At 71.8% G+C, this 16,476-nt stretch carries 18 protein-coding genes and 1 riboswitch; of the genes, 6 read left to right on the top strand and 12 right to left on the bottom strand.

Features of this window, described 5'->3' with window-relative positions; all coding sequences use genetic code 11:
- Positions 1-23 precede the first annotated feature (23 nt).
- The 3 genes from ACW62_RS23255 to thiO are packed head-to-tail and all read right to left on the bottom strand — an operon-like array spanning position 24 to position 2,195.
- On the bottom strand, positions 24-809 hold the full coding sequence (locus ACW62_RS23255) for a thiazole synthase (RefSeq protein WP_053206485.1): 786 nt from the start codon (positions 807-809) through the stop codon (positions 24-26).
- A 1-nt stretch (position 810) separates the two neighbouring features.
- The gene (gene thiS, locus ACW62_RS23250; RefSeq protein WP_053206484.1) at positions 811-1,035 is read right to left on the bottom strand and encodes a sulfur carrier protein ThiS; all 225 of its coding nucleotides are present in this window, start codon (positions 1,033-1,035) and stop codon (positions 811-813) included.
- Complete coding sequence (thiO, locus tag ACW62_RS23245; RefSeq protein WP_053206483.1) at positions 1,032-2,195, bottom strand: glycine oxidase ThiO; 1,164 nt, start codon at positions 2,193-2,195, stop codon at positions 1,032-1,034. Before thiO ends, thiS begins: the two co-directional genes overlap by 4 nt.
- Before the next feature lie 124 nt (positions 2,196-2,319).
- Here thiO and thiE point away from each other — a divergent pair, with 124 nt between their 5' ends.
- Positions 2,320-2,964 carry a thiamine phosphate synthase gene (gene thiE / locus ACW62_RS23240; protein ID WP_053206482.1) on the top strand — a complete coding sequence of 215 codons (645 nt, stop codon included), beginning with the start codon at positions 2,320-2,322 and terminating at the stop codon, positions 2,962-2,964.
- Between the two features lie 84 nt (positions 2,965-3,048).
- On the opposite strand, the gene ACW62_RS23235 is transcribed toward thiE, so the two are convergent.
- The gene (locus ACW62_RS23235) at positions 3,049-3,324 is read right to left on the bottom strand and encodes a GNAT family N-acetyltransferase (RefSeq protein ID WP_205629546.1); all 276 of its coding nucleotides are present in this window, start codon (positions 3,322-3,324) and stop codon (positions 3,049-3,051) included.
- Between the two features lie 192 nt (positions 3,325-3,516).
- Between ACW62_RS23235 and ACW62_RS23230 the strand changes: the two genes are divergently transcribed.
- Together ACW62_RS23230 and ACW62_RS23225 are read left to right on the top strand one after the other, a co-directional pair.
- A complete protein-coding gene (locus ACW62_RS23230; RefSeq protein WP_053206481.1) occupies positions 3,517-4,152 on the top strand; it encodes a VOC family protein in 636 nt (211 codons plus the stop codon).
- Between the two features lies 1 nt (position 4,153).
- On the top strand, positions 4,154-4,816 hold the full coding sequence (locus ACW62_RS23225; protein ID WP_053206480.1) for an SIMPL domain-containing protein: 663 nt from the start codon (positions 4,154-4,156) through the stop codon (positions 4,814-4,816).
- A gap of 18 nt (positions 4,817-4,834) precedes the next feature.
- Here ACW62_RS23225 and ACW62_RS23220 read toward each other — a convergent pair whose 3' ends face one another.
- The 6 genes from ACW62_RS23220 to ACW62_RS23195 form a co-directional block, all read right to left on the bottom strand.
- Positions 4,835-5,614 (bottom strand): ABC-2 family transporter permease, encoded by a 780-nt coding sequence (locus tag ACW62_RS23220; RefSeq protein ID WP_053206479.1) that lies wholly within the window; start codon positions 5,612-5,614, stop codon positions 4,835-4,837.
- Positions 5,611-6,693 carry an ATP-binding cassette domain-containing protein gene (locus tag ACW62_RS23215; RefSeq protein ID WP_053206478.1) on the bottom strand — a complete coding sequence of 361 codons (1,083 nt, stop codon included), beginning with the start codon at positions 6,691-6,693 and terminating at the stop codon, positions 5,611-5,613. Before ACW62_RS23215 ends, ACW62_RS23220 begins: the two co-directional genes overlap by 4 nt.
- A gap of 123 nt (positions 6,694-6,816) precedes the next feature.
- Positions 6,817-7,683, bottom strand: a complete 867-nt coding sequence (locus tag ACW62_RS23210) for a fructosamine kinase family protein (RefSeq protein WP_205629545.1) — start codon at positions 7,681-7,683, stop codon at positions 6,817-6,819.
- On the bottom strand, positions 7,664-8,200 hold the full coding sequence (locus ACW62_RS23205) for a low molecular weight protein-tyrosine-phosphatase (protein WP_053206477.1): 537 nt from the start codon (positions 8,198-8,200) through the stop codon (positions 7,664-7,666). The genes ACW62_RS23210 and ACW62_RS23205 overlap by 20 nt, the downstream gene beginning before the upstream one ends.
- A gap of 11 nt (positions 8,201-8,211) precedes the next feature.
- Positions 8,212-8,649, bottom strand: coding sequence for a hypothetical protein (locus ACW62_RS23200; protein WP_053206476.1), 438 nt, complete (start codon positions 8,647-8,649; stop codon positions 8,212-8,214).
- A 196-nt stretch (positions 8,650-8,845) separates the two neighbouring features.
- Entirely contained in the window at positions 8,846-9,220 is a 375-nt protein-coding gene (locus tag ACW62_RS23195) for a phage holin family protein (RefSeq protein WP_053206475.1), read from the bottom strand.
- A gap of 54 nt (positions 9,221-9,274) precedes the next feature.
- On the opposite strand from ACW62_RS23195, the gene hisC reads away from it, so the two are divergent.
- Positions 9,275-10,345, top strand: a complete 1,071-nt coding sequence (gene hisC / locus ACW62_RS23190) for a histidinol-phosphate transaminase (RefSeq protein ID WP_053206474.1) — start codon at positions 9,275-9,277, stop codon at positions 10,343-10,345.
- Positions 10,346-10,646: 301 nt separating this feature from the next.
- Positions 10,647-12,056 (top strand): tetratricopeptide repeat protein, encoded by a 1,410-nt coding sequence (locus tag ACW62_RS23185; RefSeq protein WP_083460072.1) that lies wholly within the window; start codon positions 10,647-10,649, stop codon positions 12,054-12,056.
- A gap of 72 nt (positions 12,057-12,128) precedes the next feature.
- Here the strand turns inward: ACW62_RS23185 and ACW62_RS34290 are convergent, their stop codons facing one another.
- Together ACW62_RS34290 and ACW62_RS23180 are read right to left on the bottom strand one after the other, a co-directional pair.
- On the bottom strand, positions 12,129-12,293 hold the full coding sequence (locus ACW62_RS34290) for a hypothetical protein (protein WP_157574927.1): 165 nt from the start codon (positions 12,291-12,293) through the stop codon (positions 12,129-12,131).
- Positions 12,294-12,402: 109 nt separating this feature from the next.
- Positions 12,403-13,365 carry an EamA family transporter gene (locus ACW62_RS23180; RefSeq protein WP_053206472.1) on the bottom strand — a complete coding sequence of 321 codons (963 nt, stop codon included), beginning with the start codon at positions 13,363-13,365 and terminating at the stop codon, positions 12,403-12,405.
- Between the two features lie 183 nt (positions 13,366-13,548).
- A riboswitch (cobalamin riboswitch) is annotated at positions 13,549-13,780 on the top strand.
- 171 nt (positions 13,781-13,951) lie between these two features.
- On the opposite strand from ACW62_RS23180, the gene ACW62_RS23175 reads away from it, so the two are divergent.
- A complete protein-coding gene (locus ACW62_RS23175) occupies positions 13,952-16,468 on the top strand; it encodes a ribonucleoside-diphosphate reductase subunit alpha (protein ID WP_053206471.1) in 2,517 nt (838 codons plus the stop codon).
- The last annotated feature ends 8 nt before the right edge of the window (positions 16,469-16,476 follow it).

Below are 16,476 nucleotides of genomic sequence, written 5' to 3'. Positions count from 1 at the left end.
CCGGACTCCGGCACACGGGACGGTCACATCGCCAGATCCAGGTTGGCCCGGCCGCCGACCGGCGACGATGCCAGCGCGTCCTCGCGCCGCGGAATGCGCCCGGCGAGTGCGGCATCGCGTCCCGCCTCGACCGCCAGCCGCATCGCCCTGGCCATGCGGACGGGGTCGGCGGCCCGGGTGACCGCGGTGGCGAGCAGGACGCCGTCGCAGCCCAGTTCCATCGCCTGCGCCGCCTCGGACGCGGTGCCGATGCCGGCGTCGAGGATCACCGGCACCGATGCGTCGGCGACGATCGCGGCGATGTTGCGCGGGTTGAGGATGCCCAGGCCGGTGCCGATCGGCGCGCCGAGCGGCATCACCGCGGCGCAGCCGGCGTCGGCCAGCTTGCGGGCCAGGATCGGGTCGTCGTTGGTGTACGGCAGCACGGTGAAGCCGTCGTCGACCAGTTGCCGGGCCGCCGTCACCAGCTCGACCGGGTCGGGCAGCAGCGTGACGTCGTCGGCGATGACCTCCAGCTTGACCCAGTCGGTCTCGCACGCCTCGCGGCCCAGCTTCGCCGTCAGGACCGCCTCGGCGGCGGAGAAGCAGCCGGCGGTGTTCGGCAGCACGCGGATGCCGTTGCGCTGCAGCAGCTCCCAGACCGACCCTTCGCCGTTCGCCTGCACGCGGCGCAGCGCCACCGTCGTCAGCTCGGTGCCCGACTCCAGCAGCGCCGCCTCCAGCCCGAGCAGGCTGGGTGCGCCGCCGGTGCCCATGATCAGCCGGGACGACAGCGGCACCCCGGCGATGACGAGGGGGTCGGCGGACATGTCAGCCTCCTTGGACGGCGGTGATGATCTCGATCTTGTCGTCGGGTTGCAGCGGCGTCGCCGCCCAGTCGGCGCGCGGCACGACGATCTGGTTGACGGCGACGGCGATGCCGCGGTCGCTGAACGTGCCGTCGGGCTTGGTCATGGTGCGCAGCACGACGTCGCCCAGCGTCGCGTCGGAGTCGAACGCGACGACGTCACCGTTGATCGTCACCACCGTGGTCATGTGGGTCCTCCCATCACAGTCGCGGCGAACCGGCGCGGGTCCGCGGCCGCGGCCCACTCGGGCACCGTTCCCGCACCGTATCGAGCCGCGAGCGCCGACGCGGTGAGCGGCGCGAGCAGGATCCCGTTCCGATAGTGGCCGGTGGCCAGCAGCAGGCCCGGAATGCCGGAATCGCCGATCAGCGGCAGGTTGTCGGGGCTGCCCGGACGGGCCCGCGCGGTCAGCTCCGTCAGTGGCAGCTCGTCGATGCCGGGGACCAGCGCCCGCGCGTCGCGGAGGACGGCGAACGCGCCGCCGGCCGTGACCTGCCGGTCGTCGGGCTGCTCCTCGCTGGTGGCGCCGACGACGACCTCACCGCCGGGCCGCGGCACCAGGTACACCGGACGGGCCTGCACGAAGCCGCGGACCACCCGGCCGAGCGCGAACCCCGGCTGCCCCGACGCGTCCAGCCGCAGGATCTGGCCCTTGACCGGCCGGGTCGGCACGCCGGCGAGTCCGGGTAGTTCGCGGGCCAGCTCGCGGCTGGCCCAGCCGGCCGCCAGCACGACGGACCCGGCCCGGTGCCGCGTGCCGCGGTCGTCGACCACGCCGTCCACCTCGCCCGACGGTGTCAGGCTCAGCTCGGCGACCCGGCGGCGGACGACCGCCACGCCCCGGTCGGCCAGGACCGTCAGCAACGCCGCGTGCACCCGGCGCGGGTCGGCCTGGTGCTCGTCCGCCGTCCACGTGGCGCCGGCCAGCCGCGGGCCGAGCAACGGCTCCATGCGCCGGGCGTCGTCGACGGTGATCTCCTCGATCGGCAGCCCCAGCCCGCGGCGCAGCGTCAGCAGCCGGCGCAGCTGCTGCCGGTCGCCGGAGTCGTACGCGACGGTCAGCGTGCCGGTGCGCCGGAACGCGAGGTCGGCGCCGGTGGCGTCGGACAACTCGGCGGCGAACTCCGGCCAGGCCCGTGCGGACGCCACGTTCAGCGCCGTCAGGTGGTCCTCGCCGAAGTCGGCCTCGGTGACGTCGGCCAGCATGCCCGCGGCCGCGTACGTGGCGCCGCCGCCGGGCGCGGGGTCGAGGCACGCGACCGCCAGGCCGAGCTGCGACAGCCGCCACGCGACAGCGGCGCCGATGATGCCGCAGCCGACCACGGCGACATCGACGGACGTCCTCACCGGATGCTCCCTCCGCTGGCATGACCCAGTTCAGGTTCGACGGTCGGCCCGCATGGCCCTCTCAGCCCTGCCGCCAGGGCTCCCGTGCCCTTCCACCGTACTCCGCCCGTGGCAGACTCCGGCTGTGACCCCCGACCCGAGACAGCGGCTGGCCGACGCCCGGCTCTACCTGTGCACCGACGCCCGGCGCGACCGCGGCGACCTCGAGTCGTTCCTGCACGCGGCGCTGTCGGGCGGCGTCGACATCGTCCAGCTGCGCGACAAGTCGCTGGACGCGCGCGCCGAGCTGGAGCTGCAACCGCTGGTGGCGCGCGTCGCGGCGGAGCACGGCGCGCTGGTCGCCGTCAACGACCGCGCCGACCTCGCCGAGCTGGCCGGGGCGGCGATCCTGCACACCGGGCAGGAGGACCTGCCGGTTGCCGCGAGCCGGCGGCTGCTCGGGCCGGACGTGCTGCTCGGCCGGTCGACGCACTCCGCCGAGCAGGCCGCGGTGGCCGAGGCCGACCCGGACGTCGACTACTTCTGCGTCGGCCCGGTCTGGCCGACGCCCACCAAGCAGGGCCGCCCGGCGGTCGGCGTCGAGACCGTCCGCGCCGTGGCCGCGACGGCGCCGGCCACGCCCTGGTTCGCCATCGGCGGCATCGACGAGCGCAGCGTCGCCGAGGTGGTCGGCGCGGGCGCTCGCCGGGTGGTGGTCGTGCGGGCCATCACCGCCGCGGACGACCCGGAGGCCGCCGCCCGGCGGCTGCGCGCGGCCCTGAGGGACTAGAGAGCGTCTGACGGTCGGCCATGATCATCCACCTTTTTGGCTGTCATAGCAGCTCAAAAGCTGGATGATCATGTACAGGCTCACCTAGCCCGCCCGCAGGTCGGCGTACTCGGCATGCCGGTCGAGGTAGCCGGCCACGAACGGGCACTGCGGGACGACCTTCAGGCTGCCTTCCCGGGCGTCGTCGAGCAGGGCCCGGGCCAGCGCGCCGCCGACCCCCTTGCCCTCGGCGGCCTCCTCGACCACGGTGTGCAGCGCAACGATCTCGTCGTCGCGGCGGGCGTAGGTGAGTTCGCCGACCCGGAGCCCGTCCAGGTAGGCGGCGTAGCTGCGGGCGGTCCTGGTGATCTCGATGCTCACGCGCAGTCGCCTCCAGGTGCGCTGGATCGATGCCACAGATGCTGCATGATCATGTCTACTCGTGCCGGCGACCCTTCGTACCGATCTTCCCCGATTCGCAGTGATCACCGATCTGCAACGTTAACGCACCCGCCGGGCCACCCGGCGGGCGTCGGCTCGCCAAACCGGTCCGGAGGCTGCCACGATGCACGGATGCGCCTCGATCACGTCTCGTACGCGGCCGGACCGGACGGACTCGACGCCACCGCGCAGCGGCTGGCCGGTGAGCTGGGAGTCGACCTCGTCGACGGCGGTCTGCATCCGCGCTTCGGCACCCGCAACCGGGTGTTGCCGCTGGCCGGCGGCCACTACCTCGAGGTGGTGGCGGCGCTGGACCACCCCGTCGTCGACAAGGTGCCGTTCGGCCAGGCGGTCAAGGCCCGGTCCGAGGCCGGCGGCGGCTGGCTCGGCTGGGTCGTCGCGGTCGACGACCTCGCGCCGATCGAGGAGCGGCTGGGCCGGCCCGCCGTCGGCGGCCACCGGGTGCGGCCCGACGGCTACGACCTCGTGTGGCGCCAGATCGGCGTCATGGGCCTGATGAACGACCCGCAGCTGCCGTTCTTCGTGCACTGGGAGTCCGACGCCGGCGAGCACCCGTCGAAGGGCGGCCACGACGTCGAGCTGCTCAGCCTCGACATCGCCGGCGATCCGCACTTCGTCACGGCGTGGCTGGGCGAGCCCGAGGACCATCCGCTCGACGACGTCGACGTGCGGTGGCTGCCGGTGAACGGTGGCCCGGGCGTGCGCTCGGTGCGGTTCCGCACCGCGCACGGAGAGGTCACGGTCTGAGATGGTCACCATCACCGTCGCCGGAACTGCGCACCGCCTGGTGCCGCCCGAGCGCGGCACCGTCCACCTGCGCGCCACCCGCGAGGCGCGCCGCTCGTCCGACGTCGTCCCGTTCGTCGCCGACCTGCACGCCCAGCTGTCCGCCGACGCCGAGCGGTACGTCACGGCGGGCGCGGCGACCCGGTGGTCGGCCGACCAGGTGTACGTGTCGACGGTGCAGCGGTACCGCCGCGACTCCGACGTCGCCGAGACGTTCCAGGTGGCCGCCGCCGGGGTCGCGGTGCGGTTCGCCGACTTCGCCGCGCTATCCACCTGGGTCACCGACGCCGGCGCGGTCGACGGCGTGGTGGTCGACGGCGTCGACTGGGAGCTGACCGACGACCACCGCTGCGAGATCGAGCGCGAGGTGCGGGCCGAGGCCGTGCGCGACGCCCAGGAGCGGGCGGCCACCTACGCCGCCGCGCTCGGCCTGGACGTGTCCAGTGTCGACGCCCTGTACGAGCCGGGTCTCCGGCCGCACGAGCAGCCCGGCTGGGAGGGCCGCGGGCCGTTCAAGATCACCCAGATGGGCGCCGCCGACCACGGCGGCGGCCCGTCGGTGTCGCTGCGCCCGGAACCGATCGAGGTGTCGGCGACGATCTCCGCCGACTTCACCGCGTCCTGATCCGGGCGCAGCCGGCCGTCAGGCGTCGCGCTTCTTGAAGAGGTACCAGCCGACGGCCAGGATGATCGCGACGAACGCCGCGAACACGCCACCGGACTCCCAGCGGCCCAGGAAGTCGAACTCCGGGCCGCCGTTGGCGTCGTACGGACCGGTGGCGATGAGCCGGGCGCCGGCGCTGAACGGCAGGAACTTCAGCGCGGGCTGCAGCCAGTCGAGGGCCGACCACAACGACAGCGCCGCGATCAGCGTCTCGACGATCAGCGGCACCACCAGCAGGATCACCAGCGCCGACGGGACGCCACGGAAGAGCTGGCCGAGGGCGACGCCGAGGATGGCGTAGAGCACCACGAAGACCACGTAGCCCGGGATCACCTCGCTCAGCGGCTCGGCGCCGAGGTCGGGCGCGTTCTGCCAGTACAGGCTGCCCAGCCCGATGTTGATCGCCACCGAGACGACGGTGATGACCGCCGCGGTGATCGCCACCATGAGCACCTTGGCCAGCAGCAGCCGGGTGCGCTGCGGGATGGCGGTGAGCGTCGGCTGGATGGTGCCGTGCCGGTACTCGTGACCGGTGGCGAAGATCCCGATGATGGCCAGGAAGATCGCCAGGAACGGCGCCAGCTCGGCGCCGCCGGTGACGATGATGCCGGCGTCCTCGGCGGTGATGAGGTCGTTGCGGGTGGCGAACGCGACGCCGAACGCGATGGCCGTGGTCAGCAGCAGGCCGATGCCGATCAGCCAGTAGGTGGAGCGCAGGGTGCGCAGCCGCACCCATTCGAAGCGCAGGGCGCTGCTCATGCGGCACCTCCGGGCGTGGTGTCGCCGGGCTGGGACGGCGGGACGGGTGGCGCGGCGGGTGGTCCGGCCTGCGGGGTGGCGGGCTGGGGCGCGGCGTCGGCCACCCCGGGGACGTCGTGCGCGACGTACTCCTCGGACGCGCCGGTCGCCGTGATGAACGCCGTCTCCAGCGACGCCGTCTGGGTCGCCAGCTCGTGCAGCAGGATGTTGTTCTGGAAGGCCAGCTCGCCGATCGCGGCGGTCTCGATGCCGGACACCCGCAGCGCGGGCGACGGCGCCGGCGTCGCGACGGGCGCATCGGCGCCCTCGACGGTGACGACGGCCCGGGCGTCGACGGGCACGTCGTCGACGGTGACGCCGTCGACGCGGCGGAGGAGCTCGGCCAGCTGGGCGGCCTGCGGGCTGCGCACCAGCACAGTGGACTGGGTGAAGTCGCGGACGAAGCCGTCGACGTCGCCGTTGTAGATCATGGTGCCGCGGCCGATGACGACCAGCTGGTCGGCCATCAGCGCCATCTCGGGCAGCAGGTGGCTGGAGACGAAGATGGTCCGGCCCTGGTCGGCCAGCGACTTGAGGACGGTGCGCAGCCAGTGGATGCCGCTGGGGTCCAGGCCGTTGGCCGGCTCGTCGAGGATGAGCGTCTGAGGGTCGCCGAGCAGCGCCTGCGCCAGGCCCAGCCGCTGCGCCATGCCGAGGGAGAAGTTCTTCGGCTTCTTGTTCTTGACCTCGGTGAGGCCGACGAACTCGAGCACCTCGTCGACCCGGTGGAACGGGATGCCGCTGCCTGCCGCCAGCATGCGCAGGTGGTTGCGGGCGGTGCGGGTCGGGTGGAACGCCTTGGACTCGAGCACGGCGCCGATCTCGCGCATCGGGTGCGCGATGGTGCCGAACTTGCGCCCGTCGAACAGCGTCTCACCACCGCCGTTGTCGAGGTCGAGCATGAGGCGCATGGTGGTGGACTTGCCCGCGCCGTTGGGTCCGAGGAATCCCGTCACCATGCCGGGACGCACCTCGAACGTCAGATGATCGACGGCGGTCTTCGCGCCGTATCGTTTGTACAACCCCTGGGCCGTGATCATGATCTCCCGATCGTTGGACGGTCGCTGCGAACCTACCGGCTCATCGGCGGCGGCCAGCTCATTCGCACTGTGGAAGGTGCGTGTCCGACCTGCGGAGGAGGGGCAAAGCCCGGCGAACCCGGATCAGCCGGCCCGCAGTGCCTGACGGGCCAGCCGGCCGGCCTGGGCGCCGTAGGATCCGCCGAACAGCACGGCGTGGACGAGCACGGGGTGCAGCTGGTGCAGCGGCAGCCGTTCGCGCCAGCCCGCGGCCAGCGGCCAGGCCTCGTCGTAGGCGGCGAGGACGCGGTCGAGGTGCGGCAGGCCGAACAGCGTGAGCATGGCGAGGTCGGTCTCGCGGTGACCGCCGTGCGCGGCGGGGTCGACGAGGTGCGCGCCGGTCTCCGTCCACAGCACGTTACCGGCCCAGAGGTCGCCGTGGATCAGCGCGGGCGGCTCGTCCGGCCCGGCCAGCCGGGGGAGGTCGGCGATCACCTTCTCGACGTCGGCGACGGTGCGCCGGTCGACGGCGCCGGCCTTGCGGGCCGTGCGCAGGTACGGTTCCAGCCGTCCGTACGCCCACAGGTCCGGCCAGCGCTGCCACGGCCCGTGCGGGAGGTCGAGGCTGCCGATCCAGCCGGGGCCGTCGGCCGAGCCGAAGACGTCGGCGCCGTGCCGGTGCGTGGCGGCCAGCGCGCGGCCGAACCGTTCCGCGGCCGTCGCCGACGGGACGCCCGTCGTGACCCATTCGAGGACGAGGCAGCGTTCGTCGTGTGCGAGCACCCGCGGGACGGGGACGCCGCCAGGGGCCGCGGCCAGCCGCGTCAGTCCGAGCGCCTCGGCCGGGAAGAACCCCGGCGGCGCGCCCGCCCGGGTCTTGACGAAGACGGTGCGGCCGTCGCCGAGCCGGGCCTGCCGCGCTTCGCAGATGGAACCGCCGCCGACCGGGGTGAGCGATTCGACGGCGGTGCCCAGCAACGTGTGCAGATGCTCACTGTCGACTGGGCTCACCGCCCGGCGCGTCCAGCTCGATCTCCTCGCGTACCGCCGCGACGAAGCCGTCGGCGGCCCGCTCGATCATCAGCAGCACGTGGTCGAAGGCGGCGTCGTCGCCGTAGTAGGGGTCGGGCACGTCGGTGTCGTCGGTGGTCACGGCGTCGGGGTCGTAGCTGCGCAGCAACTGCACCTTGGCGCGGGTGTCGTCGTCGCGGGCCAGCGTGCTGAGGTCGGCGAAGTTCTCGCGGTCGAGGGCCAGGACGAGGTCGACGTCGGCGAACCACTCGCGGCGGAACTGGCGGGCCCGGTGGGCACCGCCGTCGTAGCCGTGGTGGTGCAGCGCCGTGAGGGCGCGGGAGTCGGCCTGCTGGCCGGCGTGCCAGCCGCCGGTGCCGGCGGAGTCGACGGTGACGAGGTGACCCAGGCCGACCTCCTCGAGTCGGCGGCGCAGCACGAACTCGGCGATGGGCGACCGGCAGATGTTCCCGGCGCAGACGACGCAGACGCGGTATGGGGTGCTGGGATCCGTCACGGCCAGGCGCCTCAGCGGCGCTGGCGCGCGAGCTCCCCGACGGCCAACGCGAGCTCGGTGGCCAGATCGAAGGACCGCTCGTGGTTGGGGTTGCTGCGCATCCACAGGCAGATCGTCTGCACGACCGCACCGGACCAGGCGGGGTCACGGCGCAGCGCGTGGCGGACGGAGACCGGCCGCGGCGCGAAGGACGTGACGTCGAACCACTGCCCGTCGGCGAAGGCGAGCATGGGATTGCCGTGCGGATCGTCGTAGACGACCTCGTAGACCATCGAGCCCACCAGCGCGTGCCGGTTGGAGTCGGGTTCCGGGTATCCCGGCGGAGTCGTGACCGCGAGCGGCACCGGACGCGACGCGGACGTGCCGCGGTCCGGGTGCCGGGCGCGCTGATGGCCCGAAGGAGGTTGCTCGGTCAGGACCGAACCGACGGGGCCGTAGCCGATCGTCATCTGTTCACCATGCCCACACTGAGTTCAGGGCACAACGAACCCCCGTGGCGCCAGCAGAAACGGGCGCCTATCCGTCGTGCAGAGGATGCTAGGCCAAAGGTACGTCAAACATCGGCCCAGCGGAAGAAGGGTCGTATCAAGTAGGCGTTAAGGGCCACGCCGCGACGACGGATGGACGACCCCGTGCAGCCGTTCGTCAGTTCGGCAACAACAGATTCAGGATCCAGCTGACGAACGAGACCACCAGCGCGCCGAGCACGGCCGACCAGAAGAAGTCGTCGACGTGGAAGGGCACGTCCAGGGCGTCGGCGATCCACGAGGTCAGCTCGAACATCAGCGCGTTGACGATCAACGTGAAGAGACCGAGGGTCAAGATCAGCAGTGGTAGAGACAACAACTGGACCACTGGTTTGATGAACGCGTTGATGAGGCCGAAGATCAGGGCCACGACAAGCAAGGTCAGGATCTCGCTTGACGTGCTGTCAGAGCTGATGGTCACGCCGTCGACGATCCGGGTCGCCACCCATAGGGCGAAGCCGTTGACGAGCAGGCGGATGATGAAGGACGTCACGGCTGCCGAGCGTACACATCCGGGGCCGTCCGCGGGAGCGGCTATCGTGCGGACATGGTGCGCATTCGCAAGGCTCTCGACGGCCTGCCGTCCTACAAGCCGGGCCGGCCGGCCGCACCGGCGGCGGGTGCTGAGCAGGCGTTCAAGATCTCCTCGAACGAGAATCCCTACCCGCCGCTGCCCGGCGTCCTCGAGGCCGTCACGGCGACGGCTGGCACGCTGAACCGCTATCCGGACATGTTCGCCACCGAGCTGGTGGCGGCGCTGGCCGACCGCTTCGGCGTGCCGCCCGAGCACATCGCCACCGGCACCGGCAGCGTCGGCGTGCTGCAGCAGATCGTCCAGGCCACGGTCACCGAGGGCGACGAGGTGGTCTACGCGTGGCGCTCGTTCGAGGCGTACCCGATCGTGGTCGGCATCTCCGGCGCCACGGCGGTGCAGGTGCCGCTGGCCGACGGGGCGCGGCACGACCTCGACGCCATGGCCGACGCCATCACCGACCGCACCCGCCTCGTGCTCGTGTGTACGCCGAACAACCCGACCGGACCGGTCGTCGGGCGCGATGAGCTGGCCGCGTTCGTGCGCCGGGTGCCCGAGGACGTCCTGGTGGTCGTCGATGAGGCGTACCGCGAGTTCGTCCGCGACCCCGCAGCCGCCGACGGCCTCGAGCTCTACCGCCAGCACCGCAACGTGTGCGTGCTGCGCACGTTCTCGAAGGCGTACGGGCTGGCCGGACTACGCGTCGGGTTCGCCATCGCGCACGACGACGTCGCTGACGCGCTGCGCAAGACCGCGGTGCCGTTCGGCGTCTCCGGCATCGCCCAGCGGGCCGCCGTCGAGTCGCTGGCCCGCGAGGCGGAGCTGCTGGAGCGGGTCGAGGCCCTGGTCGGCGAGCGCGCCAGGGTGTATGACGCGCTGTCGGCGCAGGGATGGGACATACCTCACACCGAGGCGAACTTCGTGTGGCTGGCCCTGGGCGAGCGGACCCTCGACTTCGCTCGCTTCTGCGAGGACGAAGGGCTGGTCGTACGGCCCTTCGCCGGCGCCGGCTGCCGGGTCACGATCGCCGAGCCGGAGGCCAATGACAGGCTGATCCGACTGGCCGCCGAATGGCAGGAAGGCTAACGCTTTCCAAAAGGCGCATATCCCCGCTTGCTGGGGGAACAAGCACGGACGGCGTCCTGCGTTCGGGGGGCGAGACGCCGGACGCCGTCCGTGCAGTCTGTGGCTACCGCATCAGCAACAGTAGGATCCGGGGTCGGCGGCCGGTGCGAAAGCGGCCGTCGCGGGTGTGCTCACCGTGAACATGAGTGCGAACGATGCGACAACCGCGATCGCCACTCGCTTGGCGCGCCCCATCTAGATCGAACTCCTAAAGTCGGCATTTGGGCTGGCAAAATGTGACTGACTGTAGTCCAATACTGTCATGACAGAAGACCAGCCAGCAACAGTGGACGAGGCGCCGCTACCGACGCCCGTCGGGCAGCGTATCCGATCCCGCCGGTTGGAGCTCGGACTCTCCCAGGCGGAGATCGCCGAGGGCATGTTGTCCCCCAGTTACGTCTCGCTCGTCGAGAGCGGCCGCCGCCAGCCGGCCTCGTCCGCGCTCTCCCACATCGCCGAGCGGCTGCGCATCGACGTCGAGTACCTGCGCGACGGCGTCGACGCCTCTGTCCGCACCAAGGCCCGCCTCGCCCTCGGCCGCGCCGAGATGGCGCTGCGCGAGGGCCGGGCCGGCGAGGCGTACGAGCAGTTCACCGCGCTGGTCGGGGATCCTGGTCTGAACGACGAGCAGAGCCGCGCCGCCCGCCTGGGCCGGGCGCTGGCCCGCGAGCGCACCGGCGACCTCGAGGGCGCCATCGAGGTGCTCAGCGAGCTCGCCGACGAAGCGCGGCAGACGCCCGCGGTGCAGTCCTGGCTCGACGTCGCCATCGCGCTCACCCGGTGCTACGACCGCGCCGGCGACTACGACATGGCCATCCAGGTCGGTGAAGAGGCCCGTCGCGCGGCCCTCGACATCGGGCTGGAGAACACCGACGAGTACATCCGCCTCGGCTGCACGGTCCTCGGGGCCTACGCCGCCCGCGGCGACATCGTGCGGTCCAACGCGCTCGCGGCCGAACTGGTGGCCGCCGCCGACCGCATCGGCACGCCGCACACCCGTGGCGCGGCGTACTGGAACGCCTCGCTCGTCGCCGAGACCCGCGGCGAACTGGCGCTGGCGCTGAACCTGGTCGACCGCGCGCTGGCGATGTTCGGCGAGGGCGACGACCTCCGCAACCTCGCCCGGCTGCGGCTGGCGCACGCCTGGCTGCTGCTGCAGGGCAGCGAGCCCCGGGCGGCGGAGGCGCTGACCATCCTCGACGGTGTCGAGGCGGCCATCCGGCAGCACGGCAGCGCCACCGACATCGCCAGCTTCAGCACCAAGCGGGCCGAGGCGCTGCTGCGGCTCGGCCGGCTCGACGAAGCCCGCGCCTCCGCCGACACCGCGCTGCGCGAGCTGGGCGACCAGCCGTGGATGGGCGGGGCGCTGGCCCGGCTCACCCTCGCCCGGGTGCTCCGGGCTCAGGGCGACGTCGAGCAGAGCATCCGCGAGGCCGCGCTGGCGGCGTCCGCGCTCGAGTCCATGGGGGCCACTCGCGTGGCCGCCCGGGCCTGGCGCGAGCTGGCCGACCTCTACCGCGACCTCGGCCGTACCGACGCCGCGCTCGACGCCTACGACAGCGCTTTGCGCTCGGTGCGGGTGGGCCCGCACATCGCGTCCGGCCTCGCCGACGAATCCGCCGGCGGGAGCCTCGACGGCTCGCTGGGCCTCACCCCGTCGGCCACTGCCTGACGAGCGACGCACTGTCACACAGCGATGCCCCGGCGCCAGTCAGGCGCCGGGGCATCGCTGTGAGTGCGGGAGTCAGCAACAGTAGTCGGAGCCGCCGTCCGGCGTGTCGCGCACGCCGTCGTCGTTCCACGGGGCCACTTCCCCCGGGGCAGCGCCGACGCCGCCGGTGGCGACCACGGTGGTCCCAGCCAGGCCGGCCACGGCGACCAGCGCCGCGAGGACGATCCTTCGCTTCACGTCACTCGCTCCCTTCCAGGGGTAGGACGCGGTGTGCGCGTCCTATCGGAAACCGTGCCGAATCCTTGCAACCTACCCGGCGAAATGTCAACGGTCGAGCGGGACGGAGTCAGGTGAGCGCCTCGTCCGGGGTGCGGTCGGGGGCGGGGTCGGAGCCGCGACCCTTGGCCGCCGTCCGCTCGCCGTTGACGACCAGAACGACGCCGCCGACCACGAGCGCGCCGCCCGCCAGCACGATCGACGTCACCGGCTCGGACAGGATGGCCCAGCCGAGCAGCACCGCGACCACCGGGTTGACGTACGCGTAGGTCCCGATCAGCGACAGCGGCGCCACCGACAGCAGGTACGCGTAGGCGGTGTACCCCAGCAGCGACCCGAACAGGACCAGGTACGCCACCGCCACCCACCCCTCCGCCTGGATCGCCGAGAGGTCCAGGCCGCTGAGCTCACCGCTGGCCACGGACACCGCGAGCATGACCAGCCCGGCGGTGAGCATCTCGTACGCCGACGCGACCAGTGCGTTGCGCGGCAGCCCCAGCCGTGGCGAGAAGTAGGAGCCGAACGCCCAGGAGATGGTGGCGAACAGCAGCAGCCCCACCCCCCACGCCTCGACACCGTCGATGCCACCGCGCGGCAGGCTGATGATGGCCACGCCGGCCAGGCCGACCAGTACGCCGGCCCACGTGAGCAGCGGCGGGCGCTGGCCGCCGGCGACCTGCAGCAGCACGAACCACAGCGAGATCGCCCCGACGATGAGTGCGGCGAGTCCGCTCGGCACCGTCTGCTCGGCGACCGCGACCATCCCATTGCCGAGCACGAGCAGCAGCAGGCCCATGACCGCCGAGCCGCGCAACTCGCGCCGTCCGACCCGGATGCGGGACCGGCCGTGCCGCAGCCACAGGTAGCCGAGCAGCAGCAGCCCGGCGAGGGTGAAGCGCAGCCCCATGCCGAGGAACGGCGGGACGTCGGCCTCGACCATGACCCGGATGCCGAGGTACGTCGAGCCCCAGACCACGTAGACGACGACGAGCGCGGTCCAGATCATCCCCGGCCGGGCCGGAGCCTGGGTCATGAGTGTCTCCTTCGATCAGTACTGACAGCGCCCATTGTGGCGGATCGCCGGCCAGCGGCGACAGCGAGTTTCGGCCATGTCGCTGCGAGATCGGGACAGGTCGCCGCGGCATCTGTCCCGATGTGGGCGCCAGGCGGCGGCGACACTAGATGTAGGTGACTTGCATCTGTGTAACTACCAGATAGTGTGGGTCTTGCAGCTGGTTCCGCCGGTCAGCCAGGCCGGCGGAGGCAACAGGGAACCCGGTGTGAGTCCGGGACTGCCCCGCAGCGGTGAACGGGAACGACCGCCGTCAACGAAGCACTGGGCCGCCACCAGGTGGCCTGGGAAGCGACGGCCAGTAGAAGGAGCGCCATCCGCCAGGTGGCCCTCCGCGCCCGTGAGTCCGAAGACCTGCCAGCGCACCGCACGCCACACGCGTGCGGTGGTCCGCGGCTCCCGAGGGAGGGGCCAGGGGACGATTCGACGACGTACTCACCGCCGCGCTCGCGCCATCAGCGCGCCCGGCGCGGTGTCGGCGACGCATCTCTCCTGACCCCGGCCTCCGAGCCCGCGGGCCGAGCCAGCCGAGCTCGCGAGGAGAGAGATGAGCGTCAACGTCGTCAAACGTGATGGATCGGTCGAGCCCTACGACGGCTACAAGATCGCCCGGGCCATCGAGGCCGCCAGCGTGGGCCTGGACAACCAGGTCGCCCGGGTCACGCAGCTGCAGTCCGAGCTCGAGATCACCCTGTTCGACGGCATCACCAGCCAGCAGCTCGACGAAGCCGTCGTCCAGGTGGCGCTGCAGAACGTCCGCGACGATCCCGCGTTCGACACCGTCGCGGCGCGGGTGCTGCTCAAGACCGTCTACAAGCGGGTCCTGGGTGACTACGAGACCCCTGACCAGCTGGCCGAACTGCATCGGCAGAGGTTTCCCGGCTACGTTGCGGAGGGCGTGGCCGCCGGACTTCTCGACGCACGGCTCACGACGCACTTCGACCTCGACCGGCTGGCCGCGGCGCTGGACCCGGCGCGCGACGACCTGCTGCGCTACATCGGCGCGGTCACCATGAGCAACCGCTACATGATCAACGACCGCGACGGCCACCGGCTCGAGGTGCCGCAGTTCTTCTGGATGCGGGTCTCGATGGGGCTGTCGCTGAACGAGGCCGACCCGACCGCCGCGGCCGTCGAGTTCTACGCCAAGATGTCCCGCCTCGACTACCTCGCCGCCGGGTCCACGCTGGTGAACGCCGGCACGGCGTACTCCCAGCTGTCCAACTGCTTCGTCATGGAGATGCAGGACGACATCGAGCACATCGCCAAGAGCGTGCGCGACGTCATGTGGCTGACCAAGGGGACCGGCGGCATCGGGCTGTCGGTGACGAAGCTGCGCGCCGAGGGCTCGCCCATCCGCAGCAACAACACCGTCTCGACCGGCCCGATCCCGTTCATGCACACCATCGACTCCACGCTGCGGGCGGTGTCGCGCGGCGGCAAGAAGTTCGGCGCGCTGGCCTTCTACATCGAGAACTGGCACCTCGACTTCCCGCAGTTCCTCGACCTCAAGCAGAACGCGGGCGACCCGTACCGCCGGGTCCGCACCGCCAACACCGCGGTCTGGATCTCCGACGAGTTCATGACCCGCGTCGCGAACGACGACGACTGGTACCTGTTCGACCCGCTCGACGTGCCGGACCTACCGGAGCTGTACGGCGCCGCCTTCAGCCGGCGCTACGCCGAGTACGTCGCGGCGGCCGAGGCCGGCGAGCTGCGTGCGTTCACCCGCATCAAGGCGCGCGAGCAGTTCCGGGCCATCCTGGTGGCCCTGCAGACCACGTCGCACCCGTGGCTGACGTGGAAGGACACCATCAACAACCGGGCGCTCAACGACAACACCGGCACGATCCACCTGTCCAACCTGTGCACCGAGATCACCTTGCCGCAGGACCGCGACAACGTCGCCGTCTGCAACCTCGCGTCGATCAACCTGTCCGCTCACCTCGGTCCGGACGGGTGGCAGTGGGACCGGCTGCGCGACAGCGTCCGGCTGGCCGTCCGCCAGCTCGACAACCTCATCGACATCACCATCTCGTCGGTGCCCGAGTCCGAGCGGTCCAACGAGCTGAACCGCGCCGTCGGCCTGGGCGTCATGGGCTTCACCGACGTCGTCGAGCGGCTGGGCTGGTCGTACGAGAGCGAGCAGGCCTACGACCTCATCGACCGGCTGATGGAGTTCATCAGCTACCACGCCATCGACGAGAGCGCCGACCTCGCCCGCGAGCGCGGCTCGTACGCCAACTTCGACGGCTCCGGCTGGAGCCGCGGCCTCGTTCCGATCGACACCGTCGACCGGGCCGAGCGCGAGCGCGGCGTGCCGATCACCGTCACGCGGTCCAGCCGGCTCGACTGGGACGTGCTGCGCGCCAAGGTCCGCGGCGGCATGCGCAACGCCACCCTGATGGCCATCGCCCCGACGGCGTCCATCGGCCTGGTCGCCGGCACCACGCCGGGGCTGGACCCGCAGTTCTCCCAGCTGTTCAGCCGGGCCACCAGCTCCGGCAAGTTCCTGGAGGTCAACCGCAACCTGGTGGCCGACCTCAAGGAGCGCGGGCTGTGGGAGGACGTCCGCGAGGACCTGCTCCGCGCCCAGGGCGACGTGTCGGCGCTGGACGCCGTCCCGGCCGACCTCAAGGCGATCTACCAGACCTCGTTCCAGCTCTCGCCGTACGCGTTCATCGAGGTCGCGGCCCGGGCGCAGAAATGGATCGACCAGGCGATCAGCCGCAACATGTACCTCGAGACCCGCGACATCGACGACATGGTCGACATCTACTCGGCGGCTTGGGCGAAGGGCGTCAAGACCACGTACTACCTGCACGTCAAGCCGCGGCACACGGCCGAGCAGAGCACCGTCCGGGTGAACAAGGCCGAGTCGCTGGCCGGCGCCGGCGCCTCGTCCGGCGGGTCGCGGCGCGGCTTCGGCGCGGCCCGCGCGGCCGCGAGCCCGGCACCCGAGCCGGCGCCGGCGCAGGAGCTGACGGTCGTCGACACCGGCGAGGAGGCGGCCGCCTGCCCCGTCGATCCGCAGGAACGGCTGCAGTGCGAGTCCTGCCAGTAGGGGGAGGA

Origin of the sequence: Jiangella muralis, from assembly GCF_001270745.1 — a bacterium.
GTDB lineage: Bacteria > Actinomycetota > Actinomycetes > Jiangellales > Jiangellaceae > Jiangella > Jiangella muralis.
This window is presented reverse-complemented; position numbering and strand designations above follow the sequence as displayed.

Excerpts from the sequence above, each read along its gene's own strand:
- ACW62_RS23255 (WP_053206485.1), bottom strand. The coding sequence starts at position 809 with ATGTCCGCCGACCCCCTCGTCATCGCCGGGGTGCCGCTGTCGTCCCGG.
- thiS (WP_053206484.1), bottom strand. The coding sequence starts at position 1,035 with ATGACCACGGTGGTGACGATCAACGGTGACGTCGTCGCGTTCGACTCC.
- ACW62_RS23230 (WP_053206481.1), top strand. The coding sequence starts at position 3,517 with ATGCGCCTCGATCACGTCTCGTACGCGGCCGGACCGGACGGACTCGAC.
- ACW62_RS23225 (WP_053206480.1), top strand. The coding sequence starts at position 4,154 with ATGGTCACCATCACCGTCGCCGGAACTGCGCACCGCCTGGTGCCGCCC.
- ACW62_RS23220 (WP_053206479.1), bottom strand. The coding sequence starts at position 5,614 with ATGAGCAGCGCCCTGCGCTTCGAATGGGTGCGGCTGCGCACCCTGCGC.
- ACW62_RS23215 (WP_053206478.1), bottom strand. The coding sequence starts at position 6,693 with ATGATCACGGCCCAGGGGTTGTACAAACGATACGGCGCGAAGACCGCC.
- ACW62_RS23200 (WP_053206476.1), bottom strand. The coding sequence starts at position 8,649 with ATGACGATCGGCTACGGCCCCGTCGGTTCGGTCCTGACCGAGCAACCT.
- hisC (WP_053206474.1), top strand. The coding sequence starts at position 9,275 with ATGGTGCGCATTCGCAAGGCTCTCGACGGCCTGCCGTCCTACAAGCCG.
- ACW62_RS23185 (WP_083460072.1), top strand. The coding sequence starts at position 10,647 with ATGACAGAAGACCAGCCAGCAACAGTGGACGAGGCGCCGCTACCGACG.
- ACW62_RS23180 (WP_053206472.1), bottom strand. The coding sequence starts at position 13,365 with ATGACCCAGGCTCCGGCCCGGCCGGGGATGATCTGGACCGCGCTCGTC.
- ACW62_RS23175 (WP_053206471.1), top strand. The coding sequence starts at position 13,952 with ATGAGCGTCAACGTCGTCAAACGTGATGGATCGGTCGAGCCCTACGAC.